The following is a 16,901-nucleotide window of genomic DNA, read 5'->3' as shown; positions in this document are numbered from 1 at the left end:
TATTGGGATTCTCGGGATTATTTGGATTATTGGGATTCTCGGGATTATTGGGATTCTCGGGATTATTGGGATTCTCGGGATTATTGGGATTCTCGGGATTGTCGGGATTAGTTGGTTGATTGGTAGTAACGATCGCACTATTGCCTTGAGTGTAAGAATTTATGAAAGATCGGCCCTGAGTAATCGTACCCACAGGATTACTGGCGATCGCCCCAGCAGTACCGTTAGTCGTCGCATCTCCCACCGCAAAAGGTATCGGCGGATTGACATCGCCGCCGCCGTGGCGGAGCGTAACTGTACCCGGTTGAATGCTACCAAGAGTCGAGACGCTAAGAGGAGTGCCGTTTTGGTCAAAAGTACCCGTCACTCGAACTAAACCCGGAGTTGTGAGCTCAACATTACCGCCCGGAGCATTGATCGATGCAACACTGATATCATTTTGAGCGTTAAGATTTACTGTAGAAGTGCGATCGGCACTAACAACAGGATTAACATTTATTCGCCCAATTGCGATTTCGTTCCCCGCTAAAATTCCGACACTTTCGGCAGCACTTATATTACCAGTGCTGACTGTTCCCCTGCTGCTAGTGACATCAACTGCAACTCCCTGCAAGTCTCGTGAATTTACATCAAGCGGCGCTGTTACATTCACATTTCCTGTTGTGGCGTCCGTATTCCCAATATTAATACTTCCCGTATTGCTAGTTACATTAACTCCAACTCCCCGCAAATCCCCGGAATTTACATTTCCCGAACTTGTCAAATTGACATTTCCTATTGTGGCGTCGATATTGCCAATATTAATACTTCCCCCATTGCTGTTTACATTAACTCCAACTCCCCGCACATCCCCAGAATTTACATTTAGCAGCGCTGTTAAATTGACAGTATTTTCTGTTGCTGTAGCGCTGTCAATATTAATACTTCCCGTATTGCTATTTATATTAACTCCAACTCCACGCACATCCCCGGAATTTACATTTCCCGAACCTATTATATTAATATTCCCTAGAGATGTAGTATTACCTATCGCAATATTTCCACTATCGCTATTGATGTCAACTGCTCCACCTTGCACACTCCCTGCATTTAAATCGCTGGAAGAGCTCAAATTAATAGTGCCAGTGCCAGCGTTAATCGATGCAACATTCATATTAGTTTGTGCATCCAAATTTACTGTAGGAATGAGGGGGTTAACTGAATTTGTGGTTACAGGATTAACAGTTATTGCCTCTGTGTTGATTTCCTGTCCCGCTACAATTCTGACATCTCCCGAAGTAGCGACCGCACCCGTATTAACACTCCCATTGCTGCTGCTAGCATTGACAGTCGCAGCGGTGAGATTGCCTACCGTTAAGTCCCTAAAAGCTGTCAAATTGATATTCTCAGTTGCTGTAATATTGACTGGTGTAGTATTAGGCACAATGATATTGGCATCCGTCAAAACTCCCAATGCCCCGGAGTTACTGGTAATCTCAACATTAGATCCCTGCAAAGTCCCAAAATTCACATTACCAAAAGCTCTGAGTTCGATCGCCCCGGAAGTCCCAGTATCGATCGCTCCTGTGACGATATTACCCCGAACAGTATTCAGACTAATACTGCCGTTGATATCAGCACGAGAAATGTCACTTGTCAATATAATATTGTCATTAGCTTGAATATTAATGGTAGAACTAGACGTTAATCTGCCCCCAACTATCACTCCGGCTTCCCTGCTTTCGATATTAATTTGACCGCCATTAATATCTCTAGTTGCGATACTTCCCGGCGCTGACAAAATCACCGGCCCGCCAGCCGAAATATTTTCAACATAAATCAAATTATTCGACAAAATAGACGCAGGAGTAAATATTGCATCGTCACCTAAAGGATTAGGTTGTTCATTATCACCCGGAGTATCCGCAGGAGAATTAGGAACATTAGGAGAATTTGCCAGATTTTGCACTCCCGCCCGCAGAATTAAGGCCGGACTGCTGGTTAAAATAGCAATATCCGGATCGCCACTCACATTTTCATTACCCAATGCACTATCGGGGCCGGTAATTGTAATATCCTCGGCAACAATGCTCCCCTTCGCCTCGACTTTCAGCGAAACACCAGTATAATCTCCAAAGAAAACATCTCCTTCCGAACTGATAATCGGGTCAAATAAACTGACAAAGTTTCCCGGCATTCCCGACAAATTGCGAATCGAAAAATTGCCACCAGATACAAAGTGGGAATCCCCCGAAATAATGCCGTTGCTAACCAAACTCAAATTGCCGCCGCTTTGGAATTGCGGGGGAAGAAATAAGCCGCCGATCGCATTTTGAGTGAGAATATCAATAGTGCGAGATCCCTGAATGTATAAATTCCCCCCAGCCTGCGCCAAAAAAGGATTCTGGGCGCTGTCCCTGACCCGCACCGCATCCCCACCCAGCAAACTCAAATCCCCCGTAGTTTGCAGCCTAGCGCCTGCTAGCGTGAGATTTTCCGCAGCCCATAAATTCGCACTTCCCGCATTCAACTGCGGCAGCCCAGACACATTAGCAGCAATCGCCACATCCCCAGAATTCACCTGCAAACCAGAATCCACAAGCCGCACAGAACCGTCATCCGCAACCGCAACACCCGCCGCCTGATTTTGCCCAGTACCTGTCAGCAACTGCGGCAAAGAAACAGGATTCAAAGTCTGTGGAGAATTACCAACATTTCCGCCCGTTGCTATTTCCAAACTCAACAAATGCCCCGGTTGACTAATGCGGAGAACATTTCCGCCCCCAACCGCAGCAACAGTAATTTGCCCGCCCGGGGCCGACAACTGCCCGGTACTAACAACCGTACCGCCAAGCAAAGCCAAATTTTGCCCCGGAGTCACCGCTAAATTGCCAGCATTAACAATACTTCCCGGTACACCCGGACTAAAAGAAAAAGCATTTGGCGTACCCACCAAGGCGCTAAAATTATTTGTACCCGCAGCATTAAACCAATTTGAACCAAAACCGACACCATTCGCAGTAGTTGCAGTAAAAGCCGCCGGCACATTCAAACTCGCGTTCGGGCCAAACACAATCCCCGCAGGATTAATTAGAAAAAGATTAGAATTGCCGCCCGTGACAGTAATTAAACCGTTAATTAGCGAAGCGTCCCCGCCCGCAATTCGAGCTAATATATTTTGAATAGCCGAATTAGTCAGAAAATTAGCAATTTGACCTTCATTCAAGCCAAACTGCCCAAAACTGTGAAAAAGATTCGCGCCGTCTCCCGACAAACTGCCACCGTTGATATCATAGCGGTTGCCGCTGGGGGTGACAACAGTACCCGTACCGTCAGCAGCAGGCACTATGGGCTGTGCTTGCGCGAAAGTATTAAAAATTAACAAAGAAAAGGGACAAATAAATAGCCCGACCTTTTTAATCTTTAAGTTGGCATTTTTCATAGCAGCAAGTAAAACTATCTCAATTGCCTTAATTATCGCACTTGCAAACAAGTTACCTCTAAATAACAAATTAATTCGCTCATGACAACTCCCAAAATCAAAAGCCTTTACACAGACGGCGCTTGTTCCGGCAACCCAGGCCCAGGTGGCTGGGGTGCAGTAGTTTGCTTCGCCGACGGCAACTGTCACGAGCTCGGGGGTGGAGACCCCCAAACTACTAACAACCGCATGGAAATGCAGGCGGCCGTCGCTGCGCTGGAATTTTTTGCCAATTCCGGTCAAACCGAACCCGTCACTGTTTACACCGACAGCGAATACGTTAAGAACGGCATCACTAAATGGATTCAAGGCTGGAAAAATAAAGGCTGGAAAACCTCAACCGGTAAAGATGTTGTCAACCAAGACCTCTGGCACCGGCTAGACAAGCTCAATTCCCGGCAAATCAAGTGGGAACACGTCCGCGGCCACTCCGGCGACTTCTACAACGACAGATGCGATGAAATCGCCCGCAGCTTCTCCCACAATCTCACTCCCGAACTGCAACAGCAGAAACCAACTGCAGGTGAGACTCCGGCGGGCACTTTTGTCAGCGCGGCCACACCGCCTCTAGGTTCGGAAAACACAATTGTTTCGGAAGGAACGGACACAACTGGTAACAAAACGATAGAATCCTATGTCATAACTTCTGACCTTCCGATCTCCAACTCTACCATGATGGACTCAACTGCCGATACCCTGGAGAACTTGCCCCGCGAGGTGAGGGTTCAGGACCTCCGCAATCTGATCGAAACGTTGCACATCGCCGACGAGGTTGCTACGAAAGGCTACTTGATTACCAGTTCTGAACTGGCTGATTTGATGGATGTAAATGCCAGCGCTGTCACCAGTCGTGGAGACAACTGGGTTTGGCGGAATTGGGTTGTTTCGCGGGTGCGGCGCGAAGGCAACCAAATTCTCTGGCAATTAGAGAGAATCGACCACGTTAGTACAACTGATTAGTGGTTAGTCATGAGTTATTAGTTGATTAATAACTGATGACTAATGACTGTCTCAAAGCAAGATTTGGCAAAATTCCGTAGGGACACAACATTGTTGTGTCCTTTTAGTCATCAGTTTAGTAAACAGACTACTGAACATCAGTCCCAGTTAAAAGAAAGAATCCAACTGTCTGTAAGCCCGTACTCCAAACCCTCATAAAATCAGTGATTTTGCATCTAAAATCTCAAATAGAAAATCTAAAATAGCATGAGTATCAGCTTGCGAACAGTCACTGCTACCAGATATGTCACTCCCTTACGCGAGGGCGGGTCGCTACCCGCCATCGTTGAAGCAGATGATGATGGTTTGTACGTGCTCAAATTTCGCGGGGCGGGTCAGGGAGCCAAATCTCTGATCGCGGAGTTAGTGGCGGGAGAGATTGCTCGCGCCTCCGGGCTCCCAGTCCCCGAACTCGTCTTTGTTGAACTCGATCCCGAACTGGCTCGCACTGAGCCTGACCCGGAAATTCAAGATTTGATCCGAGCAAGTGCTGGCCTCAACCTCGCCCTCGACTATCTCCCCGGCTCGATCACATTTGACCCGATAGCGGGGAAGTCCGATGCGGATCTGGCCTCAGAAATCGTCTGGTTCGATGCTTTTGTGACTAACATCGATCGCACGTCGCGCAATGCAAATATGCTGGTATGGCACCGCCGGCTTTGGCTGATCGATCACGGTGCAGCCCTCTACTTCCACCACACCTGGAAAGATTATCTCTCGCGCAGCCGCGATCGTTTCCCCCCAATCAAAGACCACGTTCTGCTGCGTTTTGCCAGTACGCTGGAAGCGGCAAATTCAAAGATGACTCAAAGGCTAACGCCGGAAATCATTCGCAACATCGTTAAACTAATTCCTGATGCTTGGCTGGTGGGAGATTCTCCTTTCAGCGATAGCAACCAACATCGGGATGCTTATATCGAGTACCTGCTAAATCGGCTAGAATCACCACATATTTTTTTGGAGGAGGCGATTAGTGCCCGATCGATTTCTGTATGATTATGCGATTATTCGCGTTGTTCCCAAAGTCGAGCGCGAGGAGTTTATCAACGTGGGGGCGATCGTTTCCTGCGGTACGAAAAAATTCCTCGAAGCCCGTATCGAAATTGATGAACAGCGCTTGATGGCGATCGACTCAACGTTGGATCTGGAAATGATTCGCAATCACCTAGCAGTCATTCCCATCATTTGTGCAGGCGGCAAGGAATCTGGCGCGATCGGTCAACTTCCCCACAGAGAGCGCTTTCACTGGCTCGTAGCACCCCGCAGCACGATCGTTCAGACATCGCGGGTACACACTGGTTTTTGCCAGAGTCTACCGGGTGCGATCGAACACTTGCTCGATACAATGGTGCGACCGTCAAGCCGAAAACCATCTGTAAACGCTCGGTTGCTAGCGGCTGGAATTGACACTCAGGAGATGCGATCGCACTCTAGTTAGCGTCAGCTTGTCGGTTAGATGCTGCTGTGAGCTTGGTGAGTTCCGAAAACAGCCAGAATCGAAGCATCCTCAAGCTGTTTTAGCTAAAAATGAGAACGCCAGAGCAAAATTCCTGACTGGTAATATCAAATCTGTTCGCATCGCAATTCTTCATATCTCTCTTCTGTTCATCTGCGTGAATCAGCGTCAATTCCTTGTCATCTGCGGTTAATACCTTCTCTTTTTTTAACCCCAGATGAGGGCAGATTAACACAGATTAACGCAGATGAATTCTATCGATTCCGGTTGCACCGTCGGTGATTGTTGACTGTTGGCTGGATTTGACGCCCGACGATCTTACAGGATTTGATCTAACTTTTCTAAAGTCTTAGCAGCAGTTTCGCAAGGTAGAAAGATGATGCAAATTGAACCGACAAATATGACTTTCCCTCTCTGGGGTTTAGCAATTTTCATTTTGTGGACGATCGCAGTTGTTATCTTGTTGCTAGCAGTTAGGATTCGGCATCTATCTGCGGGCGGATCTGTAAAAGATTTCGGCACACAAAACGACGACAGCTTGCTTTGGCGACTATTTCGAGTACAATCCAACTTGATAGAAAACCTGCCTTTGTATTTGGGAGTTGTTTTTCTTCTAACAGTTAGGGGTGTTTCAGGAACAGCAGTAGATTTGCTGGTTGTTGTGTACATTCTATTTCGGCTTGTACATTCAGCGATTCACATCGCTGGCCTCGATCCGAAGTTTCGGTTATTCAGCTTAGTAATTCAGTTAAGCTGCTGGGTCGCCTTAACTATTATGGCAGTTTTCTAGTTAAGTAATTACGCAATTGGCACATATATATAGTAGGGTGCGTCAAGGGCAAACCTTTATTGTTTCTTACAGCGCATAAGTCAGACGCACCTTACAAGTCGATCGCCCCTGTGACATTAATGCCTGTGATTTGGCTAAATTATCGAAGTTTATGAACCGAATATCTCGTCGTGCGATCGCTGTTATTTTAATTGTATTAGGCTGCATTACTTTTGTTTTAGTTGGGCCACCGCAATCAGCCTTAACCGTGCCACCTCCAGTGCAAGAATCTCCACGACGGGGAGGAGATGTTGCTGAGACAATGAATTTTGGACGGCACTTTCAAGAACTAGGAGTGGAAGGCTCAATCGCAATTTACGATTTGAATAGCGATCGGCTTTATCAACACAACCCGCAGCGTAACGCCACAGCTTTTTTACCCGCATCTACATTTAAAATTCTCAACTCTCTGATTTCCTTAGAAACAGGGGTAATTTCAGATGAGCTTGCTGTGCTAACTTGGGATGGAACTCAAAGGCAAATTCCCGCATGGAATCGAGACTTGAATATGAGAGAAGCCATGAAACTTTCTGCCGTTTGGTTTTACCAAGTTCTCGCCCGCCGAGTCGGACACGAGCAAATGCAAAAATGGGTAGCTAAAGTCGGTTATGGCAACCAAAAAATCGGTAACAAAGACGATATTGACAAATTCTGGTTAGAGGGAGAACTGCGAATCACACCCAACGAGCAAATTCAATTTCTCCGCCGTCTCTACAAAAATGACTTACCCTTTTCTGAGCGATCGCTGTCTCTGGTGAAAGACATTATAATTGTTGAACAAACTCCCGATTACACAATTAGGGCCAAAACAGGCTGGGCAAATTTTGGAGAACAAACAAAGCCTCAAATTGGCTGGTATGTAGGTTATTTAGAAAAGGATAAAAATGTTTACTTTTTTGCTACAAACATTGACCTCCGCAACAAAAATGACGGAGCGGCAAGAATAGAGTTAACGCGCCGTTGCTTCAAGGATCTTGCGCTGCTGTAAGTGCGTTATTTGTTCTCTTATATTGGCAAAAACGCCAGCGGATAGGCTAACGGTGACAGCCAAAACACCCATTTATTCGATGCCTGAGTTCGAGCGTAGGAAGCCGAGTCTTGTACATCTTTTAGGACTTACGAAAAAAAAACGATTTCTCCCAAAAAATGTGGATTTCTCCCTGAAATTTTGACGCATAAACCTGGTTTTTTGCCCCGCGTGCGTAATATCAAATCCGTTGGTATCGGAATTATTCATCTCTCTTTTTCTTCCTCAGCTCCCTCTGTGGTCTCTGTGGTTTAATCATTCCGAAACTACCGTAAACTATATAAGTCCTATCTTTTAAAGAACTAGATAAAAAGTACCGCAGTAGCAACAGTTTAGAATTCGCGTCGCTTCAGCGCGGGGAGAGGTCTACTATAATTAAGGAAGACGCACAAACCCTAAATCAACAATGAAAAACCTGAGCTCGATCGGTTTAATGAACTGGCTGCAACCCAAACCAGAAACCGTTTTGTTATGCGACTCAAGTGCAGCAGCTTCTGAGATGGCATTCATGCTCAACGGTGAGTGGGATGGGTGCAATAGTTTGGTACTCTCTAAATGCGACAAGGTAGCAATTGAAGCAGCCGCCCGTTTGCTGGAGACATCCTGGTGCTACCAAAATACTTGCGAACCCGTTTTAATTCGGCTGGAAGTTGACGAATTGCTGCGCCGTTATGCGGGGGGAGACAGGTTTTTTATTAATGCTAACTTGCGATGCGCGCAATTGAGCGAACTTTGCTTGGAAAACATTGATTTGAGTTATGCTAAATTAAATTTGGCTAACCTCAGCGGCACTAATTTAAGCAAAGCAAACTTAATGGCAGCACAAATGCAATCGGCAAATTTTAGTGGCAGCAACTTGAGTGGATCGCAACTGGTGAGGGCGAATTTATCAGGAGCAAATTTATCTGATACTAATCTCAGAGGTGCTGATTTGAGTTATGCAGATTTAAGCAATGTTTGTTTAACAGGTGCTGACTTAAGAGGTGCAAATTTAGCTAGAACAGACTTAAGAAAAACAAGCTTAGATGGGGCGATCGTTGAGTAATACCAAATTCCGCTTAAATACTCCCTCTCACACCCCGTGGGTAAATCCTGTAAACATTTATCTGCGTTAATCCGCGTACATCCGCCACCATCTGCGGTTAAAGTTCCAAAGTAATTAACTGAGCAATTTCTTCAGTCTGAAAACCTACAGCCATAGGCTTTTGGACTGTGGGAATCACCTGCACATCATAGAGTTCCGTAACAATTCCTTCAAAGCGCAACCAGTGAACGATCGCCCCAGTAGTCAAATCAATCACCATCATACCACAGCGAGCCTCAGCATCCTTTGCTACCAATAACTCATCCAATTCTAAGCCGCTAAAAGTATTGTCACCACCCCGAGGTTTCGACAGTCCAACAATTGCCCAATTTTGCCAAAAAGCCAGTCCTCGGACATATCCCGGACAAAACGTAATGGCCTCAAATTTCCCTGTTTCTAAATCCACATAACCGAATTCTCCCCGCCCCGAATTCAGCAACCACAATTTGTCTTGATACCAGCGGGGTGAATGCGGCATTGACAATCCTGTGACGATGATATCATTAGATTGAATATCAATAACTATACCGCCGTTTTTTCTGCGATCGCGCCAACCATCCACCACATCCGACTGACTCGACGCTGTGACATATTTCGCCTCCCCAGCTACCATCGCCAAACCGTTGAGGTGACACCGGTCTTCGTTGATGTATTGTGAGATAAATTGCGGTTTCCAGAGAGGTTTGCAACTGTGACGATCGCTCAAAGTAGCGATACAATTAAACAAAGTGCTAATAAAAATGATTTGGTTATTTTTATCGACCGCGATATCGTGAATGTCGATATCTCCTGTAGTATAGCCGATTCTTGGTATATATAATTTATCGTATCCTTGGTATAATTTCCCGGAGTCTAAGACATTATCTAATTGCCAAAGTTGATATTTTGAACTTAAATAAAGGCGTTCCGGCGTGCATAAAAGCCCCATTGCGCGATCGAATATTCGCCAAAAAGCCGAGATTCTGTTCGTTTCTGGCATAGCACCGATTAACATTAACCTGCTGGTTTGATAGGTAGTGCAAGCGAGGCTGATTTGTTGTTGAGTTAACCAAGATGGAAAATCGCGATCGCCAAAAATCTCGTGTTCTTGTACTGTATTGAAATTGGTGAGATCGTCATTATTCATAGAATCACTGAGTGTAATTGCCTAAAACAATAATCTCATAAGTCCGTCGCCGCGCCCGGGTAAATCGCTTCGGCTTGGGATAATTCGTGTAAAATTACCTATCCAATTATAAAGATTTGTACATCCCGGAACTAAACCACTGACAGTGCGATCCAATCTTACTAAGTAGTAAAAAATCTAGCGTCTGCTCGGACACCTGGTAGAAATCCCGCATCTTAACTCAAATCAGGGGACAGAGACTTTGCTGCTCACCAAAGCATTCTAGTGGAGGTAAAAACATATGAAAACTCTCCTTCAAATTAAGTCTCAAAAAAAAGTTTTTCCCAAGGCTTGTGACATTAGCAACCAAGCAACGGAAATAGTCATCCTTGACCCCACAGTACCCGACAGCCACCACATAGCCTCTGGCATCAAAAGGGGTACAGGAACCTACATCCTCAAAAGCCAGCCTGATGCCATAGAGCAAATTACCACACTCCTAGCTCAGCATACAGGCATCGAAGCCCTACACGTCATCACACACGGCAGTTCCGGCCGCCTTTACTTAGGCACAACAGAACTAAATAGCAGCAACATCGAAAACTACAGCCAACAGTTGCAACAGTGGCGAAACAGTTTCAGTGCCAACGCCAGCATCATCTTATATGGATGTAACGTAGCAGCCGGGGACAGAGACTACCGATTCCTCACTCAATTGCACCAACTCACAGGCGCAAACATCGCCGCCAACCCCACTACCACGGGTAACACCGCACTAGGCGGCACATGGGACATCCCCCAACTCATCCCCCCATCTCCCCAAAAGCCCAAACTGGCCCTCACAGAAACCACCCTCAAAACCTACAGCGGCGTACTAGGCTTAGCCCCCAAAGTTGACTTCCCTACTGGCGATAGCCCCTGGTCTGTCAGCATCGGCGACATCAACGGCGACGGCAAACCTGACTTAGCTGTGGCGAACTCCTCCAGCAACACCGCCTCCATTCTGCTCAACACCACCGCCACCGGAGCCACCACCCCCACTTTCGCCACCAAAGTTGACTTCCCTACTGGCGATAGCCCCAGGTCCGTCAGCATCGGCGACTTCAACTTGGACGGAAAACCTGACTTAGCTGTGGCGAACGCAAGCAGCGACACCGCCTCCATCCTGCTCAACACCACCGCCACCGGAGCGACCACCCCCACTTTCGCCCCCCAAGTCACCTTCACAACTGGCGATAGCCCCTGGTCCGTCAGCATCGGCGACTTCAACTTGGACGGAAAACCTGACTTAGCTGTGGCGAACGAAAGGAGCAACACCGCCTCCATCCTGCTCAACAACACCCCCAAAGTTACTGCTGTCACCGCTACCACCGCTGACGGCAGCTACGGCGTCGGTTCCACCATCGCCGTCACTGTCACCTTCGATGCTGCTGTCAACGTTACCGGCACACCTCAACTGCAACTAGAAACCGGCACAACTGACCAATTTGCCACCTACGCCTTTGGTAGCGGCAGTACAGCCCTCACCTTCAACTATGTAGTGCAAGCAGGAGACACCTCTGCCGACTTAGAATATCTCGCCACCAACGCCCTCACCCTCAACGGCGGCACCATTAAAGAAACCGCTGGTGCAGGCTTTGATGCGTTCTTAACCCTCCCCGCTACTGCGTCAGCCAACTCCCTCGGCGGTAGCAAAGCCATTGTTATTAATGATGAGGTTGCACCCACAGTTGCCTTAACCTCAAATTCAGCACCAACAGTAAATGGTTTATTTAGCGTCACTGCTACCTTTAATGAAGATGTCACCGGGTTTGATAATACTGATATCACCGTAGCTAATGCTACGGTCGGTAACTTTGTTAAAGTTGATTCCAAAACCTACACCTTTGATGTGACTCCCACTGCTAGTGGTAATGTCACAGTTGATGTACTTGCGGCTAAAGCTACGGATACTGCGGGTAATAACAATACCGCCGCAACTCAACTGGTTCGTACTGCTAATGTCACCACCCCTACTGTTGATGTCACCCCACCTACTGTTGCCTTAACATCCAATTCAACACCAACAGTAACTGGTTTATTTACCGTCACTGCTACCTTTAATGAAGATGTCACTGGGTTTGATAATACTGATATCACCGTAGCTAATGCTACTGTCGGTAACTTTGTTAGAGTTGATGCCAAAACCTACACCTTTGATGTCACTCCCACTGCTAGTGGTAATGTCACAGTTGATGTACTTGCGGCTAAAGCTACGGATACTGCGGGTAATAACAATACCGCCGCAACTCAACTGGTTCGTACTGCTGATGTTACTGATCCTACTGCTAACCTGAGTGCAATTTCTAACATTACTACAGCCGACGGTACAAGTCAGACATTGACTGTTACTTTCAGTGATAGCAGTGGAGTTGATGTTAGCAGTTTAGATAATTCTGACGTTGTTGTAAATTGGTCAGGTGGTGTTATTCCTGCTACTTTTGTTAGTGTTGATATTAATAGCAATGGTACGCCGCGTACAGCGACATATTCGTTGACACCACCAGGGGGAACTTGGGATACTGCTGATAATGGTACTTACACAGTTAATTTGCAAGCATCGCAGGTGAAGGATGCTAGCGGTAATTTTGCTGCTGCTAGCAGTTTGGGTACTTTTAGTGTTGATGTTGCGACACCTGCACCTGCACCAGCACCAACCCCTGCACCAGCACCAACCCCTGCACCAGCACCAACACCCGCACCTGCACCCGCACCAACCCCTGCGGAAACACCAACACCGACGCCAACACCAACCCCTGCGGAAACACCAACACCCGCACCTGCACCAACCCCTGCACCAACCCCTGCACCAACCCCTGCACCCGCACCAACCCCTGCGGAAACACCAACACCGACGCGAACACCAACCCCTGCGGAAACACCAACCCCTGCACCCGCACCAACCCCTGCGGAAACACCAACACCCGCACCTGCGCCCGCACCAACCCCTGCGGAAACACCAACACCCGCACCTGCACCAACCCCTGCACCCGCACCAATCCCTGCACCCGCACCAACCCCTGCGGAAACACCAACCCCTGCACCAACCCCTGCACCCGCACCAACCCCTGCGGAAACACCAACACCGACGCCAACACCAACAACCAACAACATCCCCAATGACGACTGCATCTGCGATGACATTGCCTATCCCAACTTAAACCAACCTAACTCAGTTGAAAACACCGTAATCGGTGTATCGGGAATTCAAATAGGCACTGCCCAAAACGATGAATTACTGGGGAGCAACAGGGGCAATATATTCGATGCAAAATCCGGGGATGACAACTTATATGGTGGTGATAGCAGCGACATATTAAACGGCAACAAAGGCAATGATTTTATCAGCGGTGGCACAGGTGATGACATTTTATTGGGAGATGAAGGAAACGATATCATGATTGGCGAGCTAGGCAATGATTTAATCTTTGGAGGCAAAGGCAATGACTCCCTAAATGGCCGCGAAGGTAATGACATCATTCTTGGCAATAAAAATGATGACTTCATTGATGGTGGTAATGATGATGACACCGTATTTGGAGGCAAAGGGAATGACATAATGCTTGGTAGTCAAGGTGATGATTACCTGTTTGGAAATCAGGGTTCGGATACCATATGTGGCGGTGAAGGCAATGACTTAATCAGTGGTGACGAAGGAGCAGATGTTCTGGGAGGGTGTGAAGGAAATGATACTCTTTACGGAGGGGAAGATAACGATATTCTCCTAGGCGGAAAAGGTGATGATATTCTTTACGGAGACTTGGGTAATGATAGTTTAAGTGGCGGTAGCGGCAACGATATCTTTGTCTTAAAAGCTGGTCAAGTATTTGATATTATTGCTGATTTTACTGTCGGTCAAGACTTGATTGGATTAAGCGGTGGTTTGAGTTTTAGACAGTTAGAAATAACTCAAAATACTCAGGGAACTCTCATCAAAAATGTCTTGACAGGAGAGGATTTAGGTGTGATGATAGGAGTGAGTGCCAATTCGATTACATCGGCTAATTTCGGGCTGATTTAGGGAAGGAAGAAAAGTACGATCGCCCATTCGATCCAAAAGGGCGATCGCACTTCTACCAATTTTAAAAGAACTAGCAAAAATTTAATGATTATTCATACTTTCTGCCGCGCCACTGAGTAGGCTGATTTAAAGCAGAAATTAGAATTCGCAAAAACGCCAGCGGATCGGCTAAAGGTGACAGCCAAAACAGCCATTTACCCGATGCCCCAGTTGTATCGTAAGAAGGTGCGATCGCCAAACACAAAGCCGATCGCACCGCAACCAAAAATACATTCAATCCCAACAGCCAAAAGTGCGGAAAGACACCAACCGGCGGCAGTGAACCAAACAAGAAATAGCACAATACAATCGGCACTGGCAAACCTTGAACCGCCAGCAAAAGCCACAAATCGCCCCAGATTTGACCGCTTGAAGCAGCATCTTTCAAATCCAGCGATCGACCCCATTCATTCCAAGTCTCGATCGCCCCCTCATACATCCGCACCTTCAACACCTTAGCCCCATCCAAAAAGCCCACCTTAAAGCCCTTAGCAGCCGCATAGCGAGCCAGAGTCACATCATCGCAAAACGAACCCCGAGCGACCTCATAGCCCCCCAATGCCACCAAAACCTCGCGCTTACACAAGAAACACTGACCGTTCGCCATCACCCGTTCCGGCACATCACCGCCAGTCCCCGTCGGCCCGAACCGATAAACCAAAGTCATTAACAAAGCAGGTTGCAGCCACAACTCCCCCGGATACTTGAGGATAAACTGCGGCGACAGCGAAATCAAATCGTAATTTCCAGCTTTCGCCGTTTTGAGTAAACTCGCTATCAAACCCGGATGCGGCACAGTATCCGCATCGATGCCCAAAATCCACTCGCACTTCTGGGAACTTGCCAAAAAACCTGCATTCAGCGCCCAGGGACGCCCTACCCAACCCGCCGGCAGCGGATCGTCGTTAATCAAGCGAAACCGGGGGTCTTTTTGTGCTGCTGCTTTGACTAAATCTCCGGTTCCGTCTACCGAATAGCTGTCAACCACAATTACTTCTCGGAGTTCGTAACTTTGGCTGGTTAATCCTTCCAAACAAGGCGAAATGCGATCGGCTTCGTTCAAAGTCGGTACTACCGCAGTACAAGAACCTAACAAATCCAGCGTCGGCGAATCCGGTTCCAGGGGCGGGATGCGCGATGGGCCTTTAATCAAGCGCGACATCAGAATGGCTGCAGCGGGCAATTGCAGCAGCAGGAGCGCGACAGGGATGATAGTTGTCAGCAGTTGGGGGAACAGGTTCGGGGCGATCGGGAAAACCATACTATTAAACAATTGAAGAATTGGGAATGACTTACTGGATATGGGTCAATACGGTTGGGTTAAAACTATTTATTCCTCGGAGATCCCCCTCGCATCCCCCTGGTTGTTGGGGGACGCAAGAGTAAGTTCTTGTCCCCCCCTTAGTAGGGGCGGTGCCCCCGTGCCCGCCCTTGGCTAGGGGGGATCGAGCTTAACAGCAACCGTATTGGGATATGGATTGGGAGCTTATTTACAGTTAATTTTTTTTGTAAGTGGTATCAATTTAAAAATTTAATAAAATTTTGACCTCAAACATATTACAGGAATTGGGAATGAAAAAATCGCCGCTGAAAAACCCGGTTTCTTGTAGAAACCGGGTTTTTAAACTAGCTCAAAATTTAGTGTAAATTTTTGCTAAATCAGCCGCAGTTGCTCGCTAGCAACTCACTTACGCAAAACGCCCACGGGCTGAGGAGGAATTTCAGCCGTGATAACAGATGTATCCAAAGACGGCATTGTTTCGGTTACGTCACCTGCTGCGGGTTTAGCGATCCAGCTTAACGCGATCGCCGGAACTACGCCCAGAAGCACCGCTAGCGATGTCGGGAACCAGAACCGAGAATCCAACGAAGTTACAGTGATAATTGCTCCGAAAGCAAAGTTTACCAAATAAACAATTAAGGGCAAACCCAATTCCGATCGCTCTAATTTAATCGGTGTTTTTCTCCAGAAGAAAGCTGCTACAGACATAAATAGCGCCCCCGTACCCATCCAGCCAGCCAAATTGCGGTAAGGCATCCCAAAGAAAGCCCCAAGTTCCTCAAACTCCCAAAAAGGCACAGAAGTTTGGCTCATCGCCGGATCTAGTACAAAATCCCAAGCTGTTAGCAGCAAAGCACCAAGGGCGATCGCCCCTATTTGGCGCACCCAGTTGAGTTCACCTTTACCGCTAGCTACTCCAGCGCGAGCAATTATGTATGAAACCAGTCCCAGATAAAACCACGACAGGGGAATTGTAAACGGAACCAGCCCTGCAATTTTGTAACCCAAACCGCTCAAATAGTGGTAGTGGCCGAAGGGAAAACCCGTACTCGTTCCCAACAACTCGCTACTCAAGGACAAAAACACAGAAGGCAGTAAAAAAGCCAGAGTTGCACCCCAACCCAACGTCCGCAAGGCATAGAGAGCAACTGCTGCTGCACCAAAAATGATATAAACTACTCCACCCCCAGCCATCCCCCACTGGAATAGCGTTTGCCCTGCTGGTGGCAAACTCATCACCAATTCGGGACGGGGTAAAATCAGCAGCAACCCTGCCAATCCAAAAGCCATTGACAAGACGTGGGCAATTAGGCAAAAGCGCTCAGCAATCAAAAGTTGCTTCATGGGACTCCTCGAAAAAATATTAGATGCAGAAAGCACTTCCTAACAGTTTACAAATCTTTAACAAAAAACGAACACGAACTCGCGATCGGCATTTTTCCAAAACTTACACCCAGGGCCGAGAAACCCCGTTTCTGACTGACTACCTCGTTGCTAAACCCCTTATTTTTCTAAGAAACCCGGTTTCTTGGCGAGGGATTGGTGGCATAAGTGCCGAAT

The 16,901-nt window shown here is 47.3% G+C and carries 11 protein-coding genes; 7 read left to right on the top strand and 4 right to left on the bottom strand.

Annotated features, from left to right (window positions below; all coding sequences use genetic code 11):
• Positions 1-3,421 (bottom strand): two-partner secretion domain-containing protein (locus QUA47_RS01860; protein ID WP_333429490.1); only part of this gene is annotated, 3,421 nt, incomplete at its 3' end.
• An 81-nt stretch (positions 3,422-3,502) separates the two neighbouring features.
• Between QUA47_RS01860 and rnhA the strand changes: the two genes are divergently transcribed.
• From rnhA to QUA47_RS01830, 6 genes are all read left to right on the top strand, one after another.
• Positions 3,503-4,420 carry a ribonuclease HI gene (gene rnhA / locus QUA47_RS01855; protein WP_333429489.1) on the top strand — a complete coding sequence of 306 codons (918 nt, stop codon included), beginning with the start codon at positions 3,503-3,505 and terminating at the stop codon, positions 4,418-4,420.
• Positions 4,421-4,666: 246 nt separating this feature from the next.
• Positions 4,667-5,455, top strand: a complete 789-nt coding sequence (locus tag QUA47_RS01850; protein ID WP_333429488.1) for a HipA family kinase — start codon at positions 4,667-4,669, stop codon at positions 5,453-5,455.
• The gene (locus QUA47_RS01845) at positions 5,433-5,897 is read left to right on the top strand and encodes a DUF3037 domain-containing protein (protein ID WP_333429487.1); all 465 of its coding nucleotides are present in this window, start codon (positions 5,433-5,435) and stop codon (positions 5,895-5,897) included. The genes QUA47_RS01850 and QUA47_RS01845 overlap by 23 nt, the downstream gene beginning before the upstream one ends.
• A gap of 394 nt (positions 5,898-6,291) precedes the next feature.
• A complete protein-coding gene (locus QUA47_RS01840; protein ID WP_333429486.1) occupies positions 6,292-6,705 on the top strand; it encodes an MAPEG family protein in 414 nt (137 codons plus the stop codon).
• 151 nt (positions 6,706-6,856) lie between these two features.
• The gene (gene blaOXA, locus QUA47_RS01835; protein ID WP_333429485.1) at positions 6,857-7,732 is read left to right on the top strand and encodes a class D beta-lactamase; all 876 of its coding nucleotides are present in this window, start codon (positions 6,857-6,859) and stop codon (positions 7,730-7,732) included.
• 445 nt (positions 7,733-8,177) lie between these two features.
• Positions 8,178-8,816, top strand: coding sequence for a pentapeptide repeat-containing protein (locus QUA47_RS01830; protein WP_333429484.1), 639 nt, complete (start codon positions 8,178-8,180; stop codon positions 8,814-8,816).
• Positions 8,817-8,913: 97 nt separating this feature from the next.
• Here QUA47_RS01830 and QUA47_RS01825 read toward each other — a convergent pair whose 3' ends face one another.
• On the bottom strand, positions 8,914-9,981 hold the full coding sequence (locus QUA47_RS01825) for a TIGR03032 family protein (RefSeq protein WP_333429483.1): 1,068 nt from the start codon (positions 9,979-9,981) through the stop codon (positions 8,914-8,916).
• Positions 9,982-10,261: 280 nt separating this feature from the next.
• On the opposite strand from QUA47_RS01825, the gene QUA47_RS01820 reads away from it, so the two are divergent.
• On the top strand, positions 10,262-14,020 hold the full coding sequence (locus tag QUA47_RS01820) for a DUF4347 domain-containing protein (RefSeq protein ID WP_333429482.1): 3,759 nt from the start codon (positions 10,262-10,264) through the stop codon (positions 14,018-14,020).
• Positions 14,021-14,108: 88 nt separating this feature from the next.
• Here QUA47_RS01820 and cruG read toward each other — a convergent pair whose 3' ends face one another.
• Together cruG and cruF are read right to left on the bottom strand one after the other, a co-directional pair.
• A complete protein-coding gene (gene cruG, locus QUA47_RS01815) occupies positions 14,109-15,320 on the bottom strand; it encodes a 2'-O-glycosyltransferase CruG (protein WP_333429554.1) in 1,212 nt (403 codons plus the stop codon).
• Positions 15,321-15,743: 423 nt separating this feature from the next.
• Positions 15,744-16,685, bottom strand: coding sequence for a gamma-carotene 1'-hydroxylase CruF (cruF, locus tag QUA47_RS01810; protein WP_333429481.1), 942 nt, complete (start codon positions 16,683-16,685; stop codon positions 15,744-15,746).
• Between the last annotated feature and the right edge of the window lie 216 nt (positions 16,686-16,901).

Source organism: Microcoleus sp. MON2_D5 (assembly GCF_036701905.1).
GTDB lineage: Bacteria > Cyanobacteriota > Cyanobacteriia > Cyanobacteriales > Microcoleaceae > Microcoleus.
This window is presented reverse-complemented; position numbering and strand designations above follow the sequence as displayed.

What these genes read in the sequence shown, in the direction of transcription:
- rnhA (WP_333429489.1), top strand. Translation starts at nt 3,503, where the DNA reads ATGACAACTCCCAAAATCAAAAGCCTTTACACAGACGGCGCTTGTTCC.
- QUA47_RS01850 (WP_333429488.1), top strand. Translation starts at nt 4,667, where the DNA reads ATGAGTATCAGCTTGCGAACAGTCACTGCTACCAGATATGTCACTCCC.
- QUA47_RS01840 (WP_333429486.1), top strand. Translation starts at nt 6,292, where the DNA reads ATGATGCAAATTGAACCGACAAATATGACTTTCCCTCTCTGGGGTTTA.
- blaOXA (WP_333429485.1), top strand. Translation starts at nt 6,857, where the DNA reads ATGAACCGAATATCTCGTCGTGCGATCGCTGTTATTTTAATTGTATTA.
- QUA47_RS01830 (WP_333429484.1), top strand. Translation starts at nt 8,178, where the DNA reads ATGAAAAACCTGAGCTCGATCGGTTTAATGAACTGGCTGCAACCCAAA.
- QUA47_RS01825 (WP_333429483.1), bottom strand. Translation starts at nt 9,981, where the DNA reads ATGAATAATGACGATCTCACCAATTTCAATACAGTACAAGAACACGAG.
- QUA47_RS01820 (WP_333429482.1), top strand. Translation starts at nt 10,262, where the DNA reads ATGAAAACTCTCCTTCAAATTAAGTCTCAAAAAAAAGTTTTTCCCAAG.
- cruG (WP_333429554.1), bottom strand. Translation starts at nt 15,320, where the DNA reads ATGGTTTTCCCGATCGCCCCGAACCTGTTCCCCCAACTGCTGACAACT.
- cruF (WP_333429481.1), bottom strand. Translation starts at nt 16,685, where the DNA reads ATGAAGCAACTTTTGATTGCTGAGCGCTTTTGCCTAATTGCCCACGTC.